Source organism: Parasphingorhabdus cellanae (assembly GCF_017498565.1).
Classification (GTDB): domain Bacteria; phylum Pseudomonadota; class Alphaproteobacteria; order Sphingomonadales; family Sphingomonadaceae; genus Parasphingorhabdus; species Parasphingorhabdus cellanae.
This window is the reverse complement of record NZ_CP071794.1, coordinates 821226-841617: the sequence shown is the minus strand read 5'-3', so window position 1 is coordinate 841617 and position 20392 is coordinate 821226. Positions and strand designations below refer to the sequence as shown.

Annotated in this window: 16 protein-coding genes, 1 pseudogene and 1 riboswitch; of the genes and pseudogenes, 13 read left to right on the top strand and 4 right to left on the bottom strand. The window is 51.6% G+C overall.

The features are described 5' to 3' along the window. Nucleotides 1–115: 115 nt before the first annotated feature. Complete coding sequence (gene clpA / locus J4G78_RS04195) at nucleotides 116–2440, bottom strand: ATP-dependent Clp protease ATP-binding subunit ClpA (RefSeq protein ID WP_207988757.1); 2325 nt, start codon at nucleotides 2438–2440, stop codon at nucleotides 116–118. A 264-nt stretch (nucleotides 2441–2704) separates the two neighbouring features. Further along, a complete protein-coding gene (locus J4G78_RS04190) occupies nucleotides 2705–2905 on the bottom strand; it encodes a DUF1192 domain-containing protein (RefSeq protein ID WP_207988755.1) in 201 nt (66 codons plus the stop codon). Nucleotides 2906–3038: 133 nt separating this feature from the next. Between J4G78_RS04190 and J4G78_RS04185 the strand changes: the two genes are divergently transcribed. From J4G78_RS04185 to J4G78_RS04140, 9 genes and pseudogenes are all read left to right on the top strand, one after another. Continuing rightward, nucleotides 3039–4046, top strand: coding sequence for an NAD(P)H-quinone oxidoreductase (locus J4G78_RS04185; RefSeq protein ID WP_207988753.1), 1008 nt, complete (start codon nucleotides 3039–3041; stop codon nucleotides 4044–4046). A gap of 104 nt (nucleotides 4047–4150) precedes the next feature. Beyond that, nucleotides 4151–5140: pseudogene (locus J4G78_RS18360) on the top strand (acyltransferase family protein). Between the two features lie 98 nt (nucleotides 5141–5238). After that, nucleotides 5239–5667 (top strand): NUDIX domain-containing protein, encoded by a 429-nt coding sequence (locus J4G78_RS04170; protein WP_207988747.1) that lies wholly within the window; start codon nucleotides 5239–5241, stop codon nucleotides 5665–5667. A gap of 104 nt (nucleotides 5668–5771) precedes the next feature. After that, on the top strand, nucleotides 5772–6686 hold the full coding sequence (locus tag J4G78_RS04165) for a UDP-2,3-diacylglucosamine diphosphatase (RefSeq protein ID WP_207988745.1): 915 nt from the start codon (nucleotides 5772–5774) through the stop codon (nucleotides 6684–6686). Continuing rightward, entirely contained in the window at nucleotides 6683–7747 is a 1065-nt protein-coding gene (locus tag J4G78_RS04160; RefSeq protein ID WP_207988743.1) for a glycosyltransferase family 4 protein, read from the top strand. Before J4G78_RS04165 ends, J4G78_RS04160 begins: the two co-directional genes overlap by 4 nt. Nucleotides 7748–7906: 159 nt before the next feature. Then, the gene (locus J4G78_RS04155) at nucleotides 7907–8593 is read left to right on the top strand and encodes a DUF1013 domain-containing protein (RefSeq protein WP_207990399.1); all 687 of its coding nucleotides are present in this window, start codon (nucleotides 7907–7909) and stop codon (nucleotides 8591–8593) included. A gap of 118 nt (nucleotides 8594–8711) precedes the next feature. Further along, entirely contained in the window at nucleotides 8712–9827 is a 1116-nt protein-coding gene (locus J4G78_RS04150; RefSeq protein ID WP_207988741.1) for an MBL fold metallo-hydrolase, read from the top strand. Nucleotides 9828–9871: 44 nt separating this feature from the next. Further along, entirely contained in the window at nucleotides 9872–11194 is a 1323-nt protein-coding gene (hemN, locus tag J4G78_RS04145; RefSeq protein WP_207988739.1) for an oxygen-independent coproporphyrinogen III oxidase, read from the top strand. Nucleotides 11195–11287: 93 nt separating this feature from the next. Continuing rightward, nucleotides 11288–12982 (top strand): long-chain-fatty-acid--CoA ligase, encoded by a 1695-nt coding sequence (locus J4G78_RS04140; protein ID WP_207988737.1) that lies wholly within the window; start codon nucleotides 11288–11290, stop codon nucleotides 12980–12982. A gap of 38 nt (nucleotides 12983–13020) precedes the next feature. Here J4G78_RS04140 and J4G78_RS04135 read toward each other — a convergent pair whose 3' ends face one another. Continuing rightward, nucleotides 13021–13692, bottom strand: coding sequence for a Crp/Fnr family transcriptional regulator (locus tag J4G78_RS04135; protein ID WP_207988735.1), 672 nt, complete (start codon nucleotides 13690–13692; stop codon nucleotides 13021–13023). 61 nt (nucleotides 13693–13753) lie between these two features. Here J4G78_RS04135 and J4G78_RS04130 point away from each other — a divergent pair, with 61 nt between their 5' ends. The 4 genes from J4G78_RS04130 (at nucleotide 13754) to J4G78_RS04115 (ending at nucleotide 19536) form a co-directional block, all read left to right on the top strand. After that, entirely contained in the window at nucleotides 13754–14893 is a 1140-nt protein-coding gene (locus J4G78_RS04130; protein WP_207988733.1) for a BCCT family transporter, read from the top strand. Nucleotides 14894–14904: 11 nt separating this feature from the next. Continuing rightward, entirely contained in the window at nucleotides 14905–16602 is a 1698-nt protein-coding gene (betA, locus tag J4G78_RS04125; protein WP_207988731.1) for a choline dehydrogenase, read from the top strand. Nucleotides 16603–16966: 364 nt separating this feature from the next. Beyond that, nucleotides 16967–18409, top strand: a complete 1443-nt coding sequence (locus J4G78_RS04120; RefSeq protein WP_207988729.1) for a DUF1800 domain-containing protein — start codon at nucleotides 16967–16969, stop codon at nucleotides 18407–18409. Nucleotides 18410–18411: 2 nt separating this feature from the next. Continuing rightward, complete coding sequence (locus tag J4G78_RS04115) at nucleotides 18412–19536, top strand: DUF1501 domain-containing protein (RefSeq protein WP_207988727.1); 1125 nt, start codon at nucleotides 18412–18414, stop codon at nucleotides 19534–19536. 2 nt (nucleotides 19537–19538) lie between these two features. On the opposite strand, the gene cobU is transcribed toward J4G78_RS04115, so the two are convergent. Beyond that, on the bottom strand, nucleotides 19539–20081 hold the full coding sequence (cobU, locus tag J4G78_RS04110; RefSeq protein ID WP_207988725.1) for a bifunctional adenosylcobinamide kinase/adenosylcobinamide-phosphate guanylyltransferase: 543 nt from the start codon (nucleotides 20079–20081) through the stop codon (nucleotides 19539–19541). Nucleotides 20082–20112: 31 nt separating this feature from the next. Next, nucleotides 20113–20313, top strand: a riboswitch (cobalamin riboswitch). The last annotated feature ends 79 nt before the right edge of the window (nucleotides 20314–20392 follow it).

Here is a 20392-nt window from a genome sequence, read left to right as displayed (position 1 = left end):
CCAAGATTATAGCAGAAGAGCCTGATTGAATAAAACTGGAGCAAAAAAGCGGCGTGAGACCAGTCACGCCGCTTTGTGTTTTTTGGAATAGCGAGTCACCCCGCTATTCAAATGGTTATTTGTTTTTGGTCGGAGCCTTTTTCTTGGGCGTTGATTTTTTCTTTTTCTTTGCTGCTGGTGCTGACGGCGTGACCTCAAAGCTTAGTTCATTATCTTTCAAATGCACCTTGACCTCGCCGCCATTCATCAGCTTGCCGAATAGAAGTTCCTCAGCCAGCGGTTGTTTGATCTTTTCTTGGATCAAGCGGCCCATTGGACGCGCACCATAGAGTTTGTCATAGCCACGCTCGGTCAGCCATTTGGTCGCATCGTCATCGAGCGTGATATGGACATTTTGATCAGCCAGCTGCAGTTCGAGTTCGAGGATAAACTTCTCGACAACCCGTTCAACAACTTCTGGCGGCAGATAAGCAAAGGGAACAATCGCATCCAGACGATTGCGGAACTCGGGGGTGAACATTTTCTTCACCGCCTCGTCGCTGGCGTCTTCTTTGGATACATTGCCAAAGCCAATGCCCTCTCTTGCCATGTCGGACGCTCCGGCATTGGTAGTCATGATGAGGACAACATTACGGAAATCAACAGTCTTGCCATGGTGATCGGTGAGTTTGCCGTTATCCATCACCTGCAGTAGGATATTGAACAGGTCCGGATGGGCTTTCTCAATCTCGTCGAGCAGCAGCACGCAATGCGGGTTCTGATCCACCGCATCGGTCAGCAGGCCACCCTGATCATAACCGACATAGCCCGGAGGAGCACCAATTAGGCGTGAAACGCTATGGCGCTCCATATATTCGGACATGTCAAAACGTTTGAGCGGGATGCCCATGATGGATGACAATTGCCGGGCAACCTCGGTTTTACCGACACCAGTGGGGCCAGAGAACAAATAGTTGCCAATCGGTTTGTTGGGTTCGCGAAGACCAGCGCGAGAGAGTTTGATCGCGCTTGAGAGTTTTTCGATGGCCGCATTTTGACCGAAGACGACTCGTTTCAAATCTTTGTCCAGATTTTCGAGCGTTTTCTTGTCATCTTTCGACACGGATTTGGGCGGTATGCGCGCCATGGTTGCAATAACCGCTTCAATATCACGGGTCGTGATCATTTTTTTGCGACGCGAAGGTGGCAACAGCATTTGCATCGCCCCAACCTCGTCAATCACGTCAATGGCTTTGTCCGGCAACTTGCGGTCATTAATATATCGCGTTGATAGCTCAACCGCGGATTTCAACGCATCAGGTGCGTAACGCACCTTGTGATGCTCTTCAAATGCGCCGCGCAGGCCAGCGAGGATTTTAATCGTGTCCTCAACGCTAGGCTCGTTGACATCAATTTTCTGGAACCGGCGCAGCAAGGCGCGGTCTTTCTCAAAATGATTGCGGAATTCTTTATAAGTGGTCGAACCGATGCAACGGATAATGCCGCCCGACAGCGCTGGTTTCAGCAGGTTGGACGCATCCATCGCGCCGCCGCTGGTTGCACCAGCGCCGATAACCGTGTGAATTTCGTCAATGAACAGGATCGCGTCCGGCATTTTTTCAAGTTCGGAAACAACCTGTTTGAGCCGTTCTTCAAAGTCACCACGATAACGTGTGCCAGCCAGTAAAGAACCCATGTCCAGCGAATAGATGATCGCTGGCTTAAGCACGTCAGGCACGCTTTCTTCAACAATGCGCAGCGCAAGCCCTTCTGCGATGGCAGTTTTACCAACGCCGGGTTCACCGACATAAAGCGGGTTATTTTTTGACCGGCGGCAAAGGATTTGCACCGTGCGATCAACTTCAGCTTGGCGGCCAATGAGAGGATCAATCCGGCCATCTTTGGCTTTCTCGTTCAAATTGACCGTAAACTGGTCGAGTGCGGTTTCTTTTTTGGCTTTGGCGTCTTTCTTCTCTTCGCCTTCGTCGGCACCGGACAGCTCGGCGGGGTCAACAGATTGCCCGCCCTTGCCGACGCCGTGGCTTATAAAGCTAACGGCATCCAGGCGGCTCATATCCTGCTGCTGGAGGAAATAGACGGCATAGCTTTCGCGTTCCGAGAATAAGGCTACCAATACATTGGCACCGGTGACTTCATCTTTACCGGATGACTGCACGTGAAGAATCGCGCGCTGAACAACGCGCTGGAAACCGGAAGTAGGGGAGGGATCAATCGATTTTTCAACCTTCAAGGAGTCCAGCTCGCTATCGAGATAAAGCACGACTGCGTCTTCGAGTTCACCAAGATCGACACCGCATGCATTCATCACTTGCGAGGCATCACCATCATCAATCAATGCGAGAAGAAGATGTTCAAGAGTCGCATATTCATGAGACCGATCAGCGGCATTTTTCAAAGCCTGATGGAGGGTCTTTTCCAGCGATTCTGCGAATGAAGGCATTTATTTACTCCTTGGGGGACAAAATGAGTGTCCCGGTAGCCGAAAGCCTATGGGACCTGATGGTGTCCCGACCTTAACTATTCGGTGTTCTTCTTAATCTATGCGTAACCCGAAAAACATCAAGGGCATTTAGCAAGAAGGACAAGCGTAGAGCCAAGGTTATGTGCAATTACTCGTATCTTCTCCTATACGGTTCAAGTCGGATCAACTTAAATCCAACTATTAAGATATAGGGTTAACAAATCCTTACCAAGCTATCAAAGTTCATGGCCTTTTAAACAGACTATCGGCGTTGGCGCGATGCGACACTGCAAAGCTTTTCTTGGCTTCGCAGCGGCTTATCTCATTTTTGAGGACAGATATCCGCTTTTCCAGTTCATCGACAGAAAAAGGGTCGAGATCCTGTTTTGTCAGCAAGCTGAGTGGATCATTTGCGCTACGCGGCAGATCATCATCTTCATTCATGTCCATAATTCCTATCTTTTTCGGCCATCTGCATCGGCAATGTTGACCGGCCGGGGTTTGCTGTCAATAAGGGCAATAGAGAAAAAGCTTGCTGCTCTTTACTTGAGCCTTGCGGCAGTTGGGGGATCACATAATGGCATCGAAGGTCTTACAATCGGAAATGACTGCGATCGCGATCAGCGAGCCAGGTGGCCCGGAAGTGTTGAAGCCGCAAACTATGGCGGTGCCTGAACCAGCAGCCGGAGAAGTTTTGATACAAGTCGTTGCTGCTGGGGTGAACCGGCCTGATGTAGTGCAACGCATGGGGCTATACCCCGCGCCTCCAGGCGCATCACCTTTGCCCGGTCTGGAAGTGTCCGGCACTGTCGTTGCATTAGGTAAAGGCATCGAGCCTGAATGGATGGGCCGCAAGGTCTGCGCTCTTACCAATGGTGGAGGTTATGCAGAATATTGCGTTGCGCCAGCTGGACAATGTCTCCCGGTTCCGGACAGGCTGACAATGGAAGAAGCTGCGGCCTTGCCGGAAACCCTTTTTACCGTGTGGAGCAATTTATTCAATCGTGCCTTTGCAAGAGAAGATGAAACGGTACTTGTCCACGGCGGCACTAGCGGTATCGGTACAATGGCGATCATGCTGGGGAAGTTATTTGGACTGAAAGTGATCGTGACATGCGGTTCGGATCAGAAATGCACTGCGGCCAAGGGCATCGGCGCGGATCACGCGATTAATTACAAGGCACAGGATTTCGTGGAAGAGGTCAAGAAGATCACTGGTGGCGAGGGGCTGGAAATAGTGCTCGACATGGTCGCAGGTGATTATGTGCCGCGCAATCTCAATTGTCTGAAAGAAGATGGCCGACACGTAACGATAGCCGTTCAAGGCGGAATGAACGCCACGCTCAATATGGCGCAGGTGATGATGAAGCGGCTGACGCTTACCGGCTCAACACTGCGTCCGCAATCTGCCGATCGCAAAGCGCTGCTCGCTGACGAGCTCTATCGCTATGTCTGGCCAGATATCGAAGCGGGCAAATTGAAGCCGGTTATGGATGAAAGTTTCGCCCTGGCGGATGCTGCCAAGGCTCATGCCCATATGGAGGCTGGCGACCATGTTGGGAAGATAATTTTGTTAATAAAGTAACCATCTTTACAATATTGTATAATATAAAATATTAATTATGTAACAAATAATAAAGTATTGGATCATATATTTCTAGCACTTCAGGTGTTGGGAGTTTTCCTGCTTTGCATAATTATTTATCTATTCAATACCTTAGAGGTATCGCGGCTTTAATGGTCGTCATCCTGCACTTGTTCACTGGAAGCTTGTTCATCGAAAAATGGTCAAATACCTGGCTGCGAGGCGGGGTAGATATATTTTTCGTTATATCTGGATTTATAATGGTTAAATCGACCATCAATAAGAGATATTCAATTCTATATTTTTACTTGAAGAGAATTATCCGTATCGTACCGCTTTATTGGTTGGCAATCATAATTACCATTCAATCGTCCACCTGGACCGGCTGGCATAGCATTGCATCTTTTCTATTTTTGCCAGCCGTCCATCCGGAAAATGGTGCATATTTACCTATTTTGTAGCCTGGATGGACGTTGAATTATGAAATGTTTTTCTATCTGATTTTCGGTGCCGGTCTGCTGGTGTCATCTGCCCGGCAGGTCTTTGCCGTCGCCTCTTTTCTGACGATGCTGGTAGTTGCAGGATTGCTTTTACCGGTAAGCGGGATATCCGAGTTTTATACGAAAACTATATTACTGGAATTCGTGTTCGGCATGGTTATAGCCAAGTCAGGCAAATCGATTTCTCCGTTTTTTGTACCTCTGGGCTTTGTTTTGATGCCAATATTATATGCGACGGTGGATGTACGGCTGATCTCCTTAGGCGTACCCGCAATGCTAATCGTCTGGGGATTGGTTTCCTTTGAGCATAAGATTGCAAATATCCCAATTCTGTCTTTAATCGGTGACGCATCTTATTCGATTTACCTATTCCATATGTTGGTATTTTCTTCGATTTATCACGTGTGGACGACTCATGAAGAAGTGACGGTGTGGTTTATCCCGGTTGGCATCTTGGCGGCAGTGGCTGTAGGTATTTCAATTCACATTTCAATTGAAACGCCGATTACTACCTATCTTGCAGCTAAGTTGAAATGGATGGGTGAGAAACGGGGCTCGTCATCCGAGCGTGCCGGATATCAGCGGCAAACATGAGGTTTACCGTTGTGCAACGCATTTGCGCTGAAAACCCACCGACTTACATACTGGAGTAGGAAAGGAGATGATACGACAAAGCAAAGGCGAGCGGAGTGATGAATGATGAGATCGACTTCCACGGCGCAAAAGTGGCGCTATTTGTCGAGGACCGGCTTCTAGTCTATCGCCGTGATAACAAGCCCAATATTCCGTTTCCCGATATGTGGGATCTTCCGGGAGGTGGCCGCGAAGGTGGCGAAAGTGGCGCTGAATGCGTTGTCCGGGAAACGTTTGAAGAATTTGGTATCAAGGTGCAAATTGCAGCCATTGACTATATTCAGTATTATGAAAATTGGCGAGGCTCTAGCAGTCGGCGGGCGCTGTTTTTCGTTGGTCGCCTGACCCGCAAGCAAGTGTCTGGAATCGTTTTTGGTGATGAGGGGCAGCACTGGCAAATGATGACTGTAGCCGACTTTCTGGAGAGCCAAGAGGCCGTTCCGCATTTACAGGACCGGTTGCGTGATTACCTCACGAAACGGCTCTAAAACCTGCCTGACGCTGTAAATAAATGGTCACAAAACGTGAATCATCCTGTAATATAAAGCAGTTATAGGCTGCTCCCATAGATGGTTTCTTTGGGAGCTAAGTGATGACCAAACAATTTCCGTCAATTTCTGCGTCCAGTGTTCCGTTGCTGGACGCCGACAGATACGAAGCACGTTTGTCAAGAAAAACACAAGTCAATTCGGCTGACCGAACGCGCTATCGTACGATCTGGATATCTGACATCCATCTTGGAACACGCGGTTGCAATGCGGAAATGTTGATTGATTTCCTTGACCATGTGGATAGCGATACTCTTTATCTGGTCGGCGATATTATTGATGGCTGGCGGTTGAAGAAGAAATTCTACTGGCCTGATGGACATAATGATATCATCTGGCGGATATTGAAACGGGCCAAGCGAGATACAAGGATTGTCTATATTCCTGGCAATCATGACGAAATGTTTCGGCAATTTACGGGGCTTAACTTCGGTGGTGTCGAAATACGCCGCTCTGCTATTCACGAAACTGCTGACGGGCGACGTCTGTTGGTGCTCCATGGCGATGAATTTGATGCCGTGATGCTAGCACATCGTTGGCTCGCGTTCGTCGGTGATGCCGCTTACACCACATTGATGCGACTAAATTGGGTGGTGAATAAGGTGAGGGGGCGGATGGGGCTGCCCTATTGGTCGCTTTCAAAAATCGCCAAACACAAGGTTAAAAACGCAGTTGAATTTATCGGCCGCTTTGAGGAGCTGGTTGCCAAAGCGGCAGGTAACCGGGGCGTTGACGGCGTCGTTTGCGGTCATATCCACACGGCCGAAATGCGTGAGATCAAAGGTATCGAATATTATAATGACGGAGATTGGGTGGAAGGTTGCACCGCATTGGTCGAATGTGACGACGGGACAATGGAAATATTGCATTGGGCGGATGAAATTGCTGCTCGGGAGGCGCGTCGCGATCAACCGCTAAAGCTGAAGACCGTAAAGGGTGACTTGGAGCAAGCGGCGTGAAAATCGCACTGGTCACTGATGCCTGGCACCCCCAAGTCAATGGTGTTGTTCGAACCCTCGACACCGTTATCGGTATATTACGCTATTGGGGGCATGAGGTGTTGGTTATCTCGCCTGATCAATATCGCTCTGTTGCTGCACCTAGCTATCCAGAAATCCGTTTGGCCGTGACCCGCGCGCGCAGCGTCGGGCAGCGGATTGCAGAGTTTGATGCAGATGCTATCCACTTGGCGACGGAAGGGCCTCTCTGTTTGTCGGCACGGCGCTGGTGTCGCCGCAACCATCGGCCATTCACGACAGCCTATCACACCCAATTCCCCGAGTATCTTGCAAAACGTACATATTTTTCGCCGCGGATTTTTTGGCTCTATATCCGCTGGTTTCACCGCCCATCACAAGCCATAATGGTGTCTACAAATAGTGTTCGTCAGCAACTGATCGATGAACATTTGCCGCAAGTCCATCACTGGAGCCGTGGTGTTGACCTTGATAATTTTTCGCCAGATGCACCAACACCAGACCTGTTTAAGCAGCTACCACGCCCTATTCAGCTCTATGTCGGACGCGTGGCGGTAGAGAAAAATATCGAGACCTTTCTGAAAACTGATCAACCTGGTAGCAAGGTAGTAGTTGGTGACGGCCCTGCTCTGAAAACCTTGCGCAAGGATTATCCAGAAGCCTATTTTCTAGGCCGGAAATCGGGGCGAGAACTTGCCGGCTGTTATGCCGGTGCCGATGTCTTTGTGTTCCCTAGCAAAACCGATACGTTCGGGCTCGTGCTTATTGAGGCGCTGGCCTGCGGGACGCCAGTTGCGGCTTTTCCGGTAACAGGACCTATAGATATACTAACCGGAAATAGCGGCGTTATGGATGACGATCTAAACCGCGCGATTGCCGCTGCCCAGTGTTTGCATCAAAATGATTGTTTGGAAAGGGCTGCAAAGTTTAGTTGGGGGGCAAGCGCGAGTCAATTTCTCGATGGATTGGTTCCAATAGAGCCGGACCGGACAGTTCATCTATCTCGCCGATTTATAGCAAAGGCGATTTTTGCGAGGGCTTGAATCTAGAAAATTTGCAAAAAAATGATGGTTCAACCAAATATCTTGCCGACTCTTTCGATATCCCCTACATAGGGCTCAACAACAGGCCGCTCCCGAAAGGGGCGGCCCTTATTTTTTGAGAAGGACGCCACCGTGGCCCAAGATAACCCAACTCCGCTCATGCAGCACGCCACCGCCAGCTGGCTGGTGGATAATACCGGATTGAGCTTTGAACAAATTGCTGAATTTTGTGGCATTCACATTCTTGAAGTCAATGCGATGGCCGATGATCTGGCCGGTTCCAAATATACCGGCCGCGATCCGGTGCAGGCGCATGAACTGACCAATGAGGAAATTGCCAGAGCAGAAGCAGATCCCAATTATCGGATGAAGCTGCAAAAAGGCCCCGATCAGGTGCGCCGCACCAAGGGACCGCGTTATACCCCGGTGTCTAAGCGTCAGGATAAGCCAGATGGCATAGCCTGGTTGCTGCGCAATCATCCGGAAATTTCCGACGCACAGGTGGGCAAGTTGATCGGTACAACCCGCACAACAATCAACGCAATCCGTGATCGCGAGCATTGGAATATTGCAAATATCGTTCCCAAAGATCCCGTGACTCTGGGGCTTTGCTCACAGCGCGAACTGGATGCTGTTGTTGCCAAGGCAGCGAAAAAAGCCGGTATTGAGCCTGAAGTGCCCGAAGACAAGAAACTCGGCGGCGACAAAGAAGCGCTTATTGCTGAACTGCACGAAGAACGGGCGCAGGCCGAACGTGATGCGGAAGCTGCGCTGGCCGCTGAATCTGGCGAGGAAGAAATCGCGACCGAAGATTTGACTGCAGAGACGTTGTTCAAGGATAGCTAATCTGATGCTCCGCGTTTTATGCGGTGTCCGGAGCAATAAACTTTTGGTGCGGTAATTCCCTTAATTGACCGATTAAATCCGGTTGCTTGGCGACAAGGGATATGTCTATGGTCTATCCATGGATGCTCTCACAACACCACCCGCTTATGACGCAACGCTGGCTGATCACGGCTTTGATCCGATCGAAGTCGAAGGTCTCACCTATCCGCTCGGCGAATATGAGCCCAAATATGGCGAATATTTCGAATTGATGCCCGGCATCGGCTGGACCCGCACGCCGGTTCCGGGACCTCTGGGACATATTAACAATTGGATATTGGATGACCTGCATCCGGATGGAACGCCGGGTTTTGCTATTGTCGATACCGGCTTGTTCATGCCCGCCGTCATTGAATCGTGGAAAGCGCTTTTTGAAACTGGATTGAACGGGAAAACGGCCACCAAAATTGTTGTCACCCATTTCCACCCTGACCATGTGGGCTGCGCCGGCTGGCTAGCCAATCGGTTCAAAGCACCGTTGCATATGAACCGCACCGAATGGCTGCTGGCACGGATGCTGACGGCTGACGTGAGCGCTGATGTGCCGCAGGAAGCAATTGACGAATGGCGGTTTGCGGGTTGGGATGAAGCGCTGATCAAGGAAAAATGTGAGGGCGGCTGGGGCCGCTTTGCGCGCGCGGTCTCACAGATGCCCATCGGTCATATTCGCATGGATGAGGGCGATAGCCTGACTATCGGCGACAATCATTGGCGGGTAATGATCGGGCGTGGCCATACGCCAGAGCATGCTTGTTTGATTGATGACAAAAACCAGGTGATGATTTCTGGTGATCAGATCCTGCCGCGAATTACCTCGAACATTTCGGTGATGCTGAGCGAACCAACAGCCGACCCTCTGGGTGAATGGCTGACCAGTATTGACCGATTTCGGGCCGAGATTGACCCCGACCTGCTTGTGTTACCAGCCCATGGTCGGCCATTTAAGGGCGCGCATCAACGCCTTGATACTTTGGCGTTGCGGCATAATGAGGCGTTGGATGATCTCGCCGATGCCCTTGCTGAAAAACCGATGCGGGTGGTCGATAGCTTTCCGTTACTTTTCTCCCGTCCCATTGGCCATGATGTCATCGGGATGGCAACTGGAGAGGCGATGGCAACGCTCCGCCATCTCGAATATACGGGCCGGGCAGTGCATGACATGAAGGACGGAACGGCTTGGTATAGCGCGCCTTGATCTAGCGCAAAGACAGCCAGTTTATTTCCGCATAAACCGCTGTCATGTGGAAGTATCATCCAGAACTGCTCGAACGCCCGGTTCCGCGCTATACAAGCTATCCAACCGCCGCTGATTTCAATGCCAGCGTCGGTTCGCCCGATCTGGATCGCGCGCTGAAAAATGTCCGGCTTTGCGACGATATGTCGCTTTATGTCCATATCCCCTATTGCGATCAGATATGCTGGTATTGCGGCTGTAACACCGACAGAGCAAACCGGACGCACCGTCTGACGGCCTATATGAAAGCATTATTTGCCGAGATTGATCTGGTTGCAGCCAAGCTGAATCACCGAGGCCGGGTGAAGCGGATCGCCTTTGGTGGTGGCAGTCCAAATGCTCTTTTCGCTGGTGATTTCAAGGCGTTATTGAATCAACTGAAGACAGTTTTCCAAATCGATGGAGCTGTCCTCTCGATCGAACTGGACCCCCGAAGCTATTCGGCAGAATGGCAGGAACTGATGGTGGGGGCCGGTATGGATAATGTAAGCCTTGGCGTGCAGAGCTTTGATCCGGCTGTGCAGGCTGCGATCGGGCGAGTGCAACCTCTGGACATGGTGACGGATATGGTCGCGCACTTGCGAGCGACCGGCGTTACATCACTCAACTTTGATTTGATGTACGGTCTGCCCGACCAGACGATGGATATTTTGCGGAAAACGCTGGAACAGACGATTGCGCTCGCGCCGGAACGGATCGCGCTGTTTGGCTATGCTCATATTCCGAGCCTCATTCCCCGTCAGCGTCAGATTGACGATACTCATCTGCCTGATGCCAGGCAGCGTTTCGATATGGCCGCTTTCGGCTATGACTTTCTAACCCGAGCGGGCTATCAACCCATCGGCTTTGACCATTTCGCACTGCCCGGCGATCCCCTCGGGCAGGCAGGGGCAAGCGGTACGGTTAGGCGAAATTTCCAAGGCTTTACCGATGATCAGAGCGATATATTGATCGGAATGGGCGCTTCGGCGATCAGCGAATTTCCTGACCTGATCGTCCAGAACGAGAAAAATACCGGCCGCTACCGCGCTTGCTTGGGGCAAGGCCAATTGCCAGCGGCTGTGGGCATAAGCCGGAACTTCAACCATCAAATGCACGGCGCGATTATTGAACAGATTTTGACCAATGGGGAGGCTGACCTTGCGACACTTGGCGGGGCGGCGACCTATGCCGGTCGACTCGCGCCCTTTATTAACCGCGGTCTGATCGAGATTGTTGATCAGCGGATGAAATTAATGCCTTCTGCCAGACCTTATGCGCGGAGCATCGCTGCGACATTTGACGAATTTCGCGGACAAACGGCGGGAACCTTTAGTCAGGCCGTCTGACCCGTGGCACATGAGTAACAGGCTGCGATAAGTGACCGCCAAAAACGGTAAGCCCCATTGTCACCGCCGCTCCATTGACTTACACTCATGTTAATGACTGATATCCCCGAAACCCATCCATCCGCTGAACCCAGTCCAATCTGGAAATCGCGCTATAATCATCCTACCAACTGGGATCAATTTTTTGCGCCCCTGTCGATGCCCGGCATGTTCTTTCGCTCGGCTGGTCGCAGAGGAGACGCGAATCTGCTCGATTTCATGGGGCGTAAATATAGCTACGCCGAAGTGGCGGCTGGCGTCGTCCGTGTAGCCAAAGGTCTGCAAGATCTCGGTGCCAAAAAGGGCGACAGGATCGGTCTGTTTCTTCCGAATGTTCCACATTATGTAACGGCTTACTATGGCGCAATGGCGATTGGCGCGACGGTGGTAAATTTCTCGCCGCTTTATACGGTTGAGGAACTGAACCATCAGGTTGAAGATAGCGGCACGAAGATTCTCTTCACATTGTCGGCAAGCGCGGTATTCCCCACAGCCTATGAAGTGCTCCAGCAATCCAGCCTCGAACGACTGGTTGTAGGCAGCGTAGCCGGCGCTCTGCCGGGCGCAAAAGCGCTTTTCTACCGGTTGTTTCGCAGCAAGGAAAATTCACCGCAGCCCGAGGATGACCGGATCACGCCCTTTGCGGACCTGACGGCCAATGATGGCAAATATATCGCGCCCAATATCCACCCGGAAAAAGATATTGCTTTGTTGCAATATACGGGCGGGACGACAGGGACTCCCAAGGGCGCGATGCTCAGCCATCAGAACCTGACGGCCAATGCGCGGCAGATTAATAGTATTGATCCTTATATTGACGAAGATGACCGGCTGATGGGCGTGCTGCCTTTCTTCCACGTCTTCGCCAATAGCGCAGTGCTCAATCGCACGGTTCAGCGGGGCGGGGAGATTGTCATGCTGCCGCGCTTTGACGCCAAGCAGACCTTGAAAGCGATCACCCGCAGCCATATTACCGCCATGCCCGGTGTGCCCACTATGTATCAGGCGCTGCTCGATCATCCTGATATCGACAAAACCAATTTTTCTTCGCTTAAAGTCTGTGTATCCGGCGGGGCGCCATTGCCACTGGAGCTCAAAAAGAAATTCGAAGCGAAGACCGGCGCCAAGCTCGTTGAGGGTTATGGCCTGACCGAAAGTTCCGGCGTGGTGAGCGCTAACCCCTATTCCGGCCTCAATAAATCCGGAACCATCGGACAGCCAGTACCGGGGACTTTGGTCAAGCTGGTCGACAAGGAAGACCCGACCAAACAAGTCCCCGAAGGCGAGCCGGGCGAATTGATCTTCTCTGGCCCGCAGGTCATGCAAGGCTATTGGAATTTGCCGCAGGCCGATGACGAGGTATTTGTCGATGGCTTTCTGCGCACCGGCGATGTCGCGGAGATTGACGACGATGGCTATATAAAGATTGTCGACCGGATAAAGGACATGATCGCCGTTGGCGGTTTCAAGGTTTTTCCGAGTCAGGTCGAGGAAGTGCTTTACAAGCATGAAGCTGTTAAGGAAGCGCTCGTCATTGGTGTTCCCGATGATTATCGCGGCGAAAGCCCCAGAGCTTATGTTGCTTTGGAAGAGGGAATGGATGTTGACGGTGCAGCTCTGAAAGACTGGCTCAACCCACAACTTGGCAAGCATGAGCGCGTCAGTGATGTGATTGTTCGTGACAGCTTGCCCAAGACGATGATCGGGAAACTCGACCGCAAGACTCTTCGCGCGGAGGAACTGGGCTAGAAAAAACGTGCCTGAAAGTTAGCGCTTAGCAAGGCTTACTATACAATCACCGATCCTGGCTGAATGCTAGTCGCGAGTTTATCAGCAAGATCACGACTGAGTAGCGCCATCATGGCATTTTCAAAACTGGATGATTTCGCCATTAGTCGCTCAATTTCTGCGCTATTCCACTCGACATATCTGGTGTTAGCCAGAGCGCTAACATTCGCAGTTGGAGGGCCTTTGAGAACGAATGCGATCTCTCCAATAAAATTTCCAGCGGCCAATGTAAATTCATGCTTCCCCTTCTTCGCATGAACAGATCCTTCAAAAATATAATATAATTTGGAAAGCGGTTCATTCTCTGTGGTGAGCACATCAGAGGATTGGGCCGTGCGCCATTCGGCGATTTTGAGCAGTTGTCGAAATTGCCCGGGCGTAAATCCTTCAAACGCTGCGAACAGTTGCTTTTCCTCAAGACTTAATGCGAGCACAGACCGTTCCAAGGCAATGCGGAACAGGACGATTAAATTGGCAAGCGTCAAAATGACCGTAGTCAGGATTGCATCCCACAGAGGAACGTCCGGAAACAGATAGTAATATAGCAGGTAAAAAATAGAGCCGCTCAATACCAGCAGACGCAGCTTCATTTCATCGCGGATCAGGAAGGCGACGATGTAAAATAGAGCACCGATATGGATCAACAAAGCGGTGGTAAAATAAGTTTCCATTTTGCTTCCATCGGTTTTTTGCATAGGTATTGCAATATCTTCACTCGAAAAAACGCGATCGATGCAAAGCGCCCACATCATATTGACCACTGCTATATTGATTACGTTGATTACTTCAGTGTTCTTGATCATCTGGTTCCGAAAAACCCTACTCACTGGGGAGCAGCCGAGTAGCTTGATGGCATTTATCGCCATTTTATTCACTTCTGGTCTGGATGTCGGTTTGATCCTGTTCCCCTTGACTGAATTCCCGGTCTACGAAACGGAAGCTGTATATTCTTTCACGAACCCGTTGGCGCTCGAATTTGGCTTTTGGGGGTTTTTGGTTTGGGGTTTTTATTTTCTCACGACATTTTATTTTTGTGTTGTCGAACCACGGCTGAAATTGTTCGAGATCGGATGGGTGAAGGTGATGAACAATCTCGTGATCATAGCGACTTGTGCGTTTACCGGATTTCTCTTTTTCAGCTATCTTCCCGATTATATCACCAATATCCCGGAGGCGGCGCGCTATGCGCTTGTTGCTGTGGTCGTGCTCGCCGCTGTGATATCAAGCACCGACATTCGATTGGTTATTTGGCTGAGTATGGGTTCGTTCGTGCTGTTCCTTGCCCTGATTGCCGCGATTTTGGTGCATAGCGATATGGGTATCGACCAATTTTTACAGAGCGGACAATATCTGGGCGGCTATTTTGGCAATTTACACCGGTTCGTCAGCCCACTGACTGACTATCATGCTTTTTATCTGTTCTGGTGGTTCGCTTGGAGCATCATGATCGGCCAATTTGTTGCGCGATTTGTCGGGGGGCTTCGGCCGTGGCAGCTGCTGGCGGCACTGCTCGTCTTGCCATCAATTCCCATCGCATTATGGTTCTCGATATTATTTTATGTTCACAGCCAAGAAATCTCCCTAACCGCACCTTTGCAAATTGCGATGATCGTGGTTGGGATTATTTTCGTCGTGAACTCGCTGGACTCATTAACCCGCCTCTATTCCGAAAACCTTAATCTCACCGTGGAACGACTGGGCCGATGGTTCTATATTGCCGTCCATTGGGGTCTGCTCTTTGGGTTGATCCTGCTATACCAATTCACACCGCTGAAAATTGAGTGGATCGGTATGGTGGTCATTTTGCTCTACGCTTGTATATACGCGCTGATTTTTCAGCGGCGACGTCAACTAGCAGCCGCTTCGTTTTAAGGGTAAAACGCATGCCAACCGCTTCTGACTGGGATTACATCATAATTGGCGCAGGGTCTGCCGGGTGCGTGCTGGCCAACCGCCTTACAGAAGATGGCAAGAACCGCGTGTTGTTACTGGAAGCTGGCGGTAGCGATAAAAATATCCTGATCCAGATGCCCACTGCGCTGTCCTATCCCATGGCGTCCGATACGTATAACTGGGGATATATGTCTGAGAGCGAAGCTGCGCTTGATGGCCGTCAAATTACCTGTCCGCGCGGTAAGGGGTTGGGCGGGACATCTTCCATCAACGGCATGGTTTATGTTCGCGGTAATGCTTGCGATTTTGAAGAATGGGAGCAGGCGGGGGCAGAAGGTTGGAGCTATGCCAATTGCTTACCCTATTTCAAGCGATCAGAGACCTGGCAAGCTGGCGCAGATGACTATCGCGGCGGCTGCGGACCGCTGGGTGTCGGCGGCGGAAATGATATGACTGGCAATCCGCTCTATCAGGCCTTTATCGACGCCGGCGTCGAGGCGGGATATCCGTCCACGGAAGACTATAACGGTTTTCGTCAGGAGGGGTTCGGCGCAATGCATATGACGGTGCGTGGCGGCATCCGGGAGTCCACGTCCCGAGCCTATCTCGATCCCGTAAAATCGCGAGCTAATCTGACCGTATGGACCGATGCGCTAGTTGATCGCATAGTGTTGGAAGGCAAAAGGGCTGTCGGTGTGGTTCTGACTCATGGCGGTGTGCAGAAGACTATATTTGCTGGTAAGGAGATAATCCTGTCCGCCGGTTCCATCGCTTCGCCAGCAATTTTGCAGCGCTCCGGTGTTGGAGCGGCGCCTGTGCTGAGCAAAGCCGGTGTTGAAGTCTTGCATGAATTGCCTGGTGTCGGGGAAAATCTTCAAGATCATCTGGAAATCTATTTTCAGTTTCGCTGTAAAGAACCTGTGAGTTTGAACAATAAGCTGGGATGGTTTAGCAAGCTTCTGATCGGGGTGCGCTGGTTCTTTTTTAAATCCGGTCTTGGTGCGACCAATCATTTTGAATCCTGTGCCTTCATTCGATCGGGCGCTGGTATCAAGTCACCGGATATCCAATATCATTTTTTGCCAGCCGCGATGCGCTATGACGGCACACCGTCTTTAAAAGGCCATGGTTTTCAGGTTCATGTCGGACCCAACAAGCCCAAAAGTCGGGGGCATGTGCATATCCCCTCTACAGACCCCGCTGCCGCGCCAATCATCACGTTCAATTATATGCAGCATTCAGATGATGTCACGAAATGGCGACAATGCATAAGACTGACGCGTGAGATTATCGGACAACCGGCGATGGATGTATATCGCGACGAAGAGCTACAGCCCGGTATACAAGTTGAAACAGATGCCCAGATTGATGCCTGGGTAAAGGATAATGTGGAAAGTGCCTATCATCCTTGTGGCACATGCAAAATGGGATCAGAAAGCGACGCCATGGCCGTAGTTGACACACAGTGTCGGGTAATCGGTCTCGACGGCTTGCGCGTCGTGGATGCTTCGGTCTTTCCCACCGTCACCAACGGGAATATTAATGCGCCAACGATCATGGTCGCCGAGCGCGCTTCGGACATGATTTTGGGAACCCCCTTGTTGTCTGCATCAACCGCGCCGAGCTGGATAGATGAAAATTGGCAAACGCGCCAACGCGAGGGACACGCCGTCCGCGCGCTAGGTTGAGGCTGCCACCATCGATCGGGTGCTCGCTTCAATATCTCAGTTCAACAGTCGCACATAGTCGACTAACCTGTTGGGCAATTATAGAGAGAGGGCATTTTTTGAAGGGCCTTTGTGGGTTTACTCAACTTTCCAAGGGTGGCCCAATTCCGTGTGGCGTTCAAAATTCATTTTGGTGATACGCTAAAGCTGCCTCCATACTGAAATAGCCACCAAGTTTTCTTTGAAGAGACAGACAGAAATTTCCCGTAAGATTTTGTAAATAATGATTTAAATATGTTTGCGACAAAGTGATACAAATTTTCGGTTGCTGGCAAATAGTCGCGAACTATGTTTGGGGCTGGGGCAGGCACGATTGGGAGTGAATATGACCATCGCGAAAGCCATAGCCATGAACCGGTTCGGTCTCGGCCACCGTCCGGACTATGGCAGCTCGGATAGACAGCAAGCGTGGCTGTTAGATCAGCTGATACGTTTTGATCCTTCACCACAGGTAGTTGCAGCTCAGCCTTCACGCCAGGCTATTGCCAGTGCGTTTCAGTCTTATCGTATGGACGCGAAGCAGTTTCGGAATATGCGGAAAAACAAGGCCGGCACTGAAGATCAAATCGCGATGCTGGAGGCGCAACGAAAAGAGTCCCGCAAATCTCTGCAAAATATCCATATGGAAGCGGTCGATGCGCGGCTGACCGTCGCTCTGAATAGCGATACGGATTTTGCGGAGCGACTGGTCCATTTTTGGTCGAATCATTTTGCCATTTCTGTCGAAAAACCGCCGGTGGTGGCGCTTTCGGGCAACTATGAATTTAGAGCTATTCGGCCGCATATCATGGGTAAGTTCTCCGATCTGTTATTTGCTGCGGTCCAGCATCCGGCGATGTTATTATTTTTGGATCAGGCGCAATCGGTCGGTCCATCAAGCCCCATGGCAAAGCGCATATCGCAGCGGCGCGGCAAGCAATTCGGGCTGAATGAAAATCTCGCGCGGGAGATTTTGGAGCTGCATACGCTTGGTGTTCGCACCGGCTATGATCAGTCTGACGTTACCGAATTGGCGCGTGCGCTAACGGGCTGGACAATCGCAGGATTTCAGGGCGGACCAGCGCAGCGCCGGTTGGCGGAAAGTGCGAAAACGGGAGACACCGTTTTTATAGATGCTGTCCACGAGCCCGGTCAGCGGCGGATCATGGACAAAACCTATGGTGCTGAAGGGGCTGACCAAGTCAAGGCGATTCTCTCTGATCTTGCGGTTCATCCAGCCACAGCGCGCCACGTTGCGATGAAGCTGGCGCGGCATTTCGTTTCGGATAAGCCGCCGGAAAAATTGGTCAATAGGCTCGAAGACGATTTCCTGAGCACGGGCGGTGACCTCCCATCACTCTATCGCACGCTGGTCGAAGCGCCAGAGGCTTGGCCAACACCGTGGAACGGTGCGCAGGCGAAATTTAAATCGCCATGGGAATGGTTGGTTTCATCATTACGCGCGTTGAATGTGCGTGATTTGCCGACCAATATGAAAACAGCACAACTGTTGCGCCAACTAGGTCAACCGGTCTGGAAGCCGGGGTCACCCGCGGGCTACGCCGACGAAACCGCAACTTGGGCAGGGAGTGCGGCGCTGATGCGGCGGGTAGAGTTGGCAGAACGCATTGCGCGACGCAGCGCAGATCGTATCGATGCGCGGGCATTAGCTCCGCAAATTTTACCGGGTGTACTCGCTAACAATACCGTTGAAGCTGTCGCTCGCGCGGAAAGCCCGTCTCAAGGCCTGTCGCTGTTACTTGTCTCACCAGAATTTTTGCGGAGATAGCCATGCAATATCATCGTCGTTCCGTTATTGCCGCCGGTCTTTCAGGTCTAGCCATGAGTGTGGCATATCCTGGGATGGCATGGGCATCGGCAGCCACCGACAAGCGGTTTGTTTTCATTCTGCAGCGTGGAGCAGCCGATGGTCTGGCGACGATTGCCCCGACTGGCGATCCCGATTATCTGCCAGCGCGCGGCGATCTGGCACAGGAAGCTCTGACTGGCAACAAGCTTGATAGTTTTTTCACACTGCATCCCGCTATGGTTGAATCAGCCAAACTGTATCGGGAAAAGCAAGCCCGCTTTCTCCATGCGCTGGCCTCTGGTTATCGCGAACGCTCCCATTTCGATGCCCAGAATGTCATGGAATCTGGGGCGATGCAGCCCTATGGCCGAGATGATGGATGGATGAACCGGCTCCTATCTCTACTGCCTGCAGAGAGTGCCAAGGCAATGGCGATAGCGCCAGCTGTACCGCTGATCTTGCGCGGTCCGGTGCCGGCGAGTAGCTATGAAAAGTCCCGAGCCAAAGGACCGGATGGCGATTTAATGCAGCGGGTCGCGATGCTCTATGCTGAGGATCCTGCGCTCTCATCCTTGTGGCAAGATGCTTTGGCCGCCGATGCGATGGCGAATATGCAGCAAGGCCAAATGCGCGGTGGTGCGGCGATTGGTTCGATGGCTGCCGGATTGATGAGCGGGCTCGCTGGTGCGCGGGTTTTGATGCTAGAGACCAATGGTTGGGACACGCACAGCCGTCAAAAAGGACGGCTTGGTAATCAGTTGAAACAGGCGGATGCGCTGATCGCGGCCTTACGGGATGGCCTTGGAGAAAATTGGAACAACACACTTGTGCTGGTTGCAACCGAATTTGGTCGTACCGTTGCTTTTAACGGCACGGGAGGGACGGACCACGGTACCGGATCGGCTGCAATGCTTTTCGGAGGTGCTCTAAAAAATGGCGGTACGGTACAAGCTGACTGGCCGGGCCTAGCGCCCGCCAACTTGCTGGACAACCGGGATTTGCGTCCGACCATGCGATTTGAGGCCATGGTTACCGGCGCGCTGTCCGATCATTATGGTATTGAGCCGGGCCAGATGAAGAAGACGCTGTTTCCTGATTTTGTGTGAACTTATGCGCCGTCGCGCTTGAGCCATTGTGGCAGACCTGCAGTGATCAATGCAACATCGTCCGCTGCTGCGGCAATGCGTTGATTCATCCAGCCGGATTCGTCGCGAAACTCGCGTCCTAAGGCACTTTCCGGAACAATACCCGAGCCGACTTCATTGGATACTAGGATCACCGGCCCTGGCGCGTTCGATATGGATTGGGCCAGTCCGTCAACGGTTGTCGCAATGTTCCGATCGGCGAGCATGACATTGCTCAACCATATCGTCAGACAATCAATCAGTAGCGTAGTTTTTTGAGCGCTATGGGTGGTAATAATAGTAGCCAGATCCAGCGTTTCTTCGACCGTGTGCCACTGTTCGCCGCGATCCTGCTGATGGCGTGCAATTCGGTCGGTCATTTCGTCGTCAAAGGCTTCGGCCGTTGCGATGTAAACAAGCTTGTCGCCATTTTGCTCGGCCAGGCGCTGTGCAAAGCTGCTCTTACCCGATCGGGTGCCGCCCAAAACTAGCGTGATATGGCTGCTTCTGTCGGATTTGGTCGGCATAATTGTCTTGCTCCGCAGAATTGGGATGACTAGAGAAGCCTTTGCTACAGGTTCCCGGAGACGGGATCAAAAGGGAATTCGGAAGGGAAAGCGATTTCTTAATCCGAAGCTGCCCCCGCAACTGTGATCGGTGAGCGGGCTCGTCAAATCCCACTGGACTTTGTGTCTGGGAAGGGGACGAACCCAGCGATGATCCGAGAGCCAGGAGACCTGCCCGTGGCTGTCGTTCTATCATGCGGACGGGGTGTGCCATATGATCGAGGAGTTCCTCGCGTAGCGACGATTACCATCGGGCTACGCATGTGGGAATC

Bases quoted from the DNA above. Each gene is read 5' to 3' on its own strand.
- J4G78_RS04170 (WP_207988747.1), top strand. From the start codon at position 5,239: ATGAATGATGAGATCGACTTCCACGGCGCAAAAGTGGCGCTATTTGTC.
- J4G78_RS04185 (WP_207988753.1), top strand. From the start codon at position 3,039: ATGGCATCGAAGGTCTTACAATCGGAAATGACTGCGATCGCGATCAGC.
- J4G78_RS04165 (WP_207988745.1), top strand. From the start codon at position 5,772: ATGACCAAACAATTTCCGTCAATTTCTGCGTCCAGTGTTCCGTTGCTG.
- J4G78_RS04120 (WP_207988729.1), top strand. From the start codon at position 16,967: ATGACCATCGCGAAAGCCATAGCCATGAACCGGTTCGGTCTCGGCCAC.
- hemN (WP_207988739.1), top strand. From the start codon at position 9,872: ATGTGGAAGTATCATCCAGAACTGCTCGAACGCCCGGTTCCGCGCTAT.
- J4G78_RS04190 (WP_207988755.1), bottom strand. From the start codon at position 2,905: ATGAATGAAGATGATGATCTGCCGCGTAGCGCAAATGATCCACTCAGC.
- J4G78_RS04130 (WP_207988733.1), top strand. From the start codon at position 13,754: ATGCAAAGCGCCCACATCATATTGACCACTGCTATATTGATTACGTTG.
- cobU (WP_207988725.1), bottom strand. From the start codon at position 20,081: ATGCCGACCAAATCCGACAGAAGCAGCCATATCACGCTAGTTTTGGGC.
- J4G78_RS04135 (WP_207988735.1), bottom strand. From the start codon at position 13,692: ATGGAAACTTATTTTACCACCGCTTTGTTGATCCATATCGGTGCTCTA.
- J4G78_RS04155 (WP_207990399.1), top strand. From the start codon at position 7,907: ATGCAGCACGCCACCGCCAGCTGGCTGGTGGATAATACCGGATTGAGC.
- betA (WP_207988731.1), top strand. From the start codon at position 14,905: ATGCCAACCGCTTCTGACTGGGATTACATCATAATTGGCGCAGGGTCT.
- J4G78_RS04115 (WP_207988727.1), top strand. From the start codon at position 18,412: ATGCAATATCATCGTCGTTCCGTTATTGCCGCCGGTCTTTCAGGTCTA.
- clpA (WP_207988757.1), bottom strand. From the start codon at position 2,440: ATGCCTTCATTCGCAGAATCGCTGGAAAAGACCCTCCATCAGGCTTTG.
- J4G78_RS04150 (WP_207988741.1), top strand. From the start codon at position 8,712: ATGGATGCTCTCACAACACCACCCGCTTATGACGCAACGCTGGCTGAT.
- J4G78_RS04140 (WP_207988737.1), top strand. From the start codon at position 11,288: ATGACTGATATCCCCGAAACCCATCCATCCGCTGAACCCAGTCCAATC.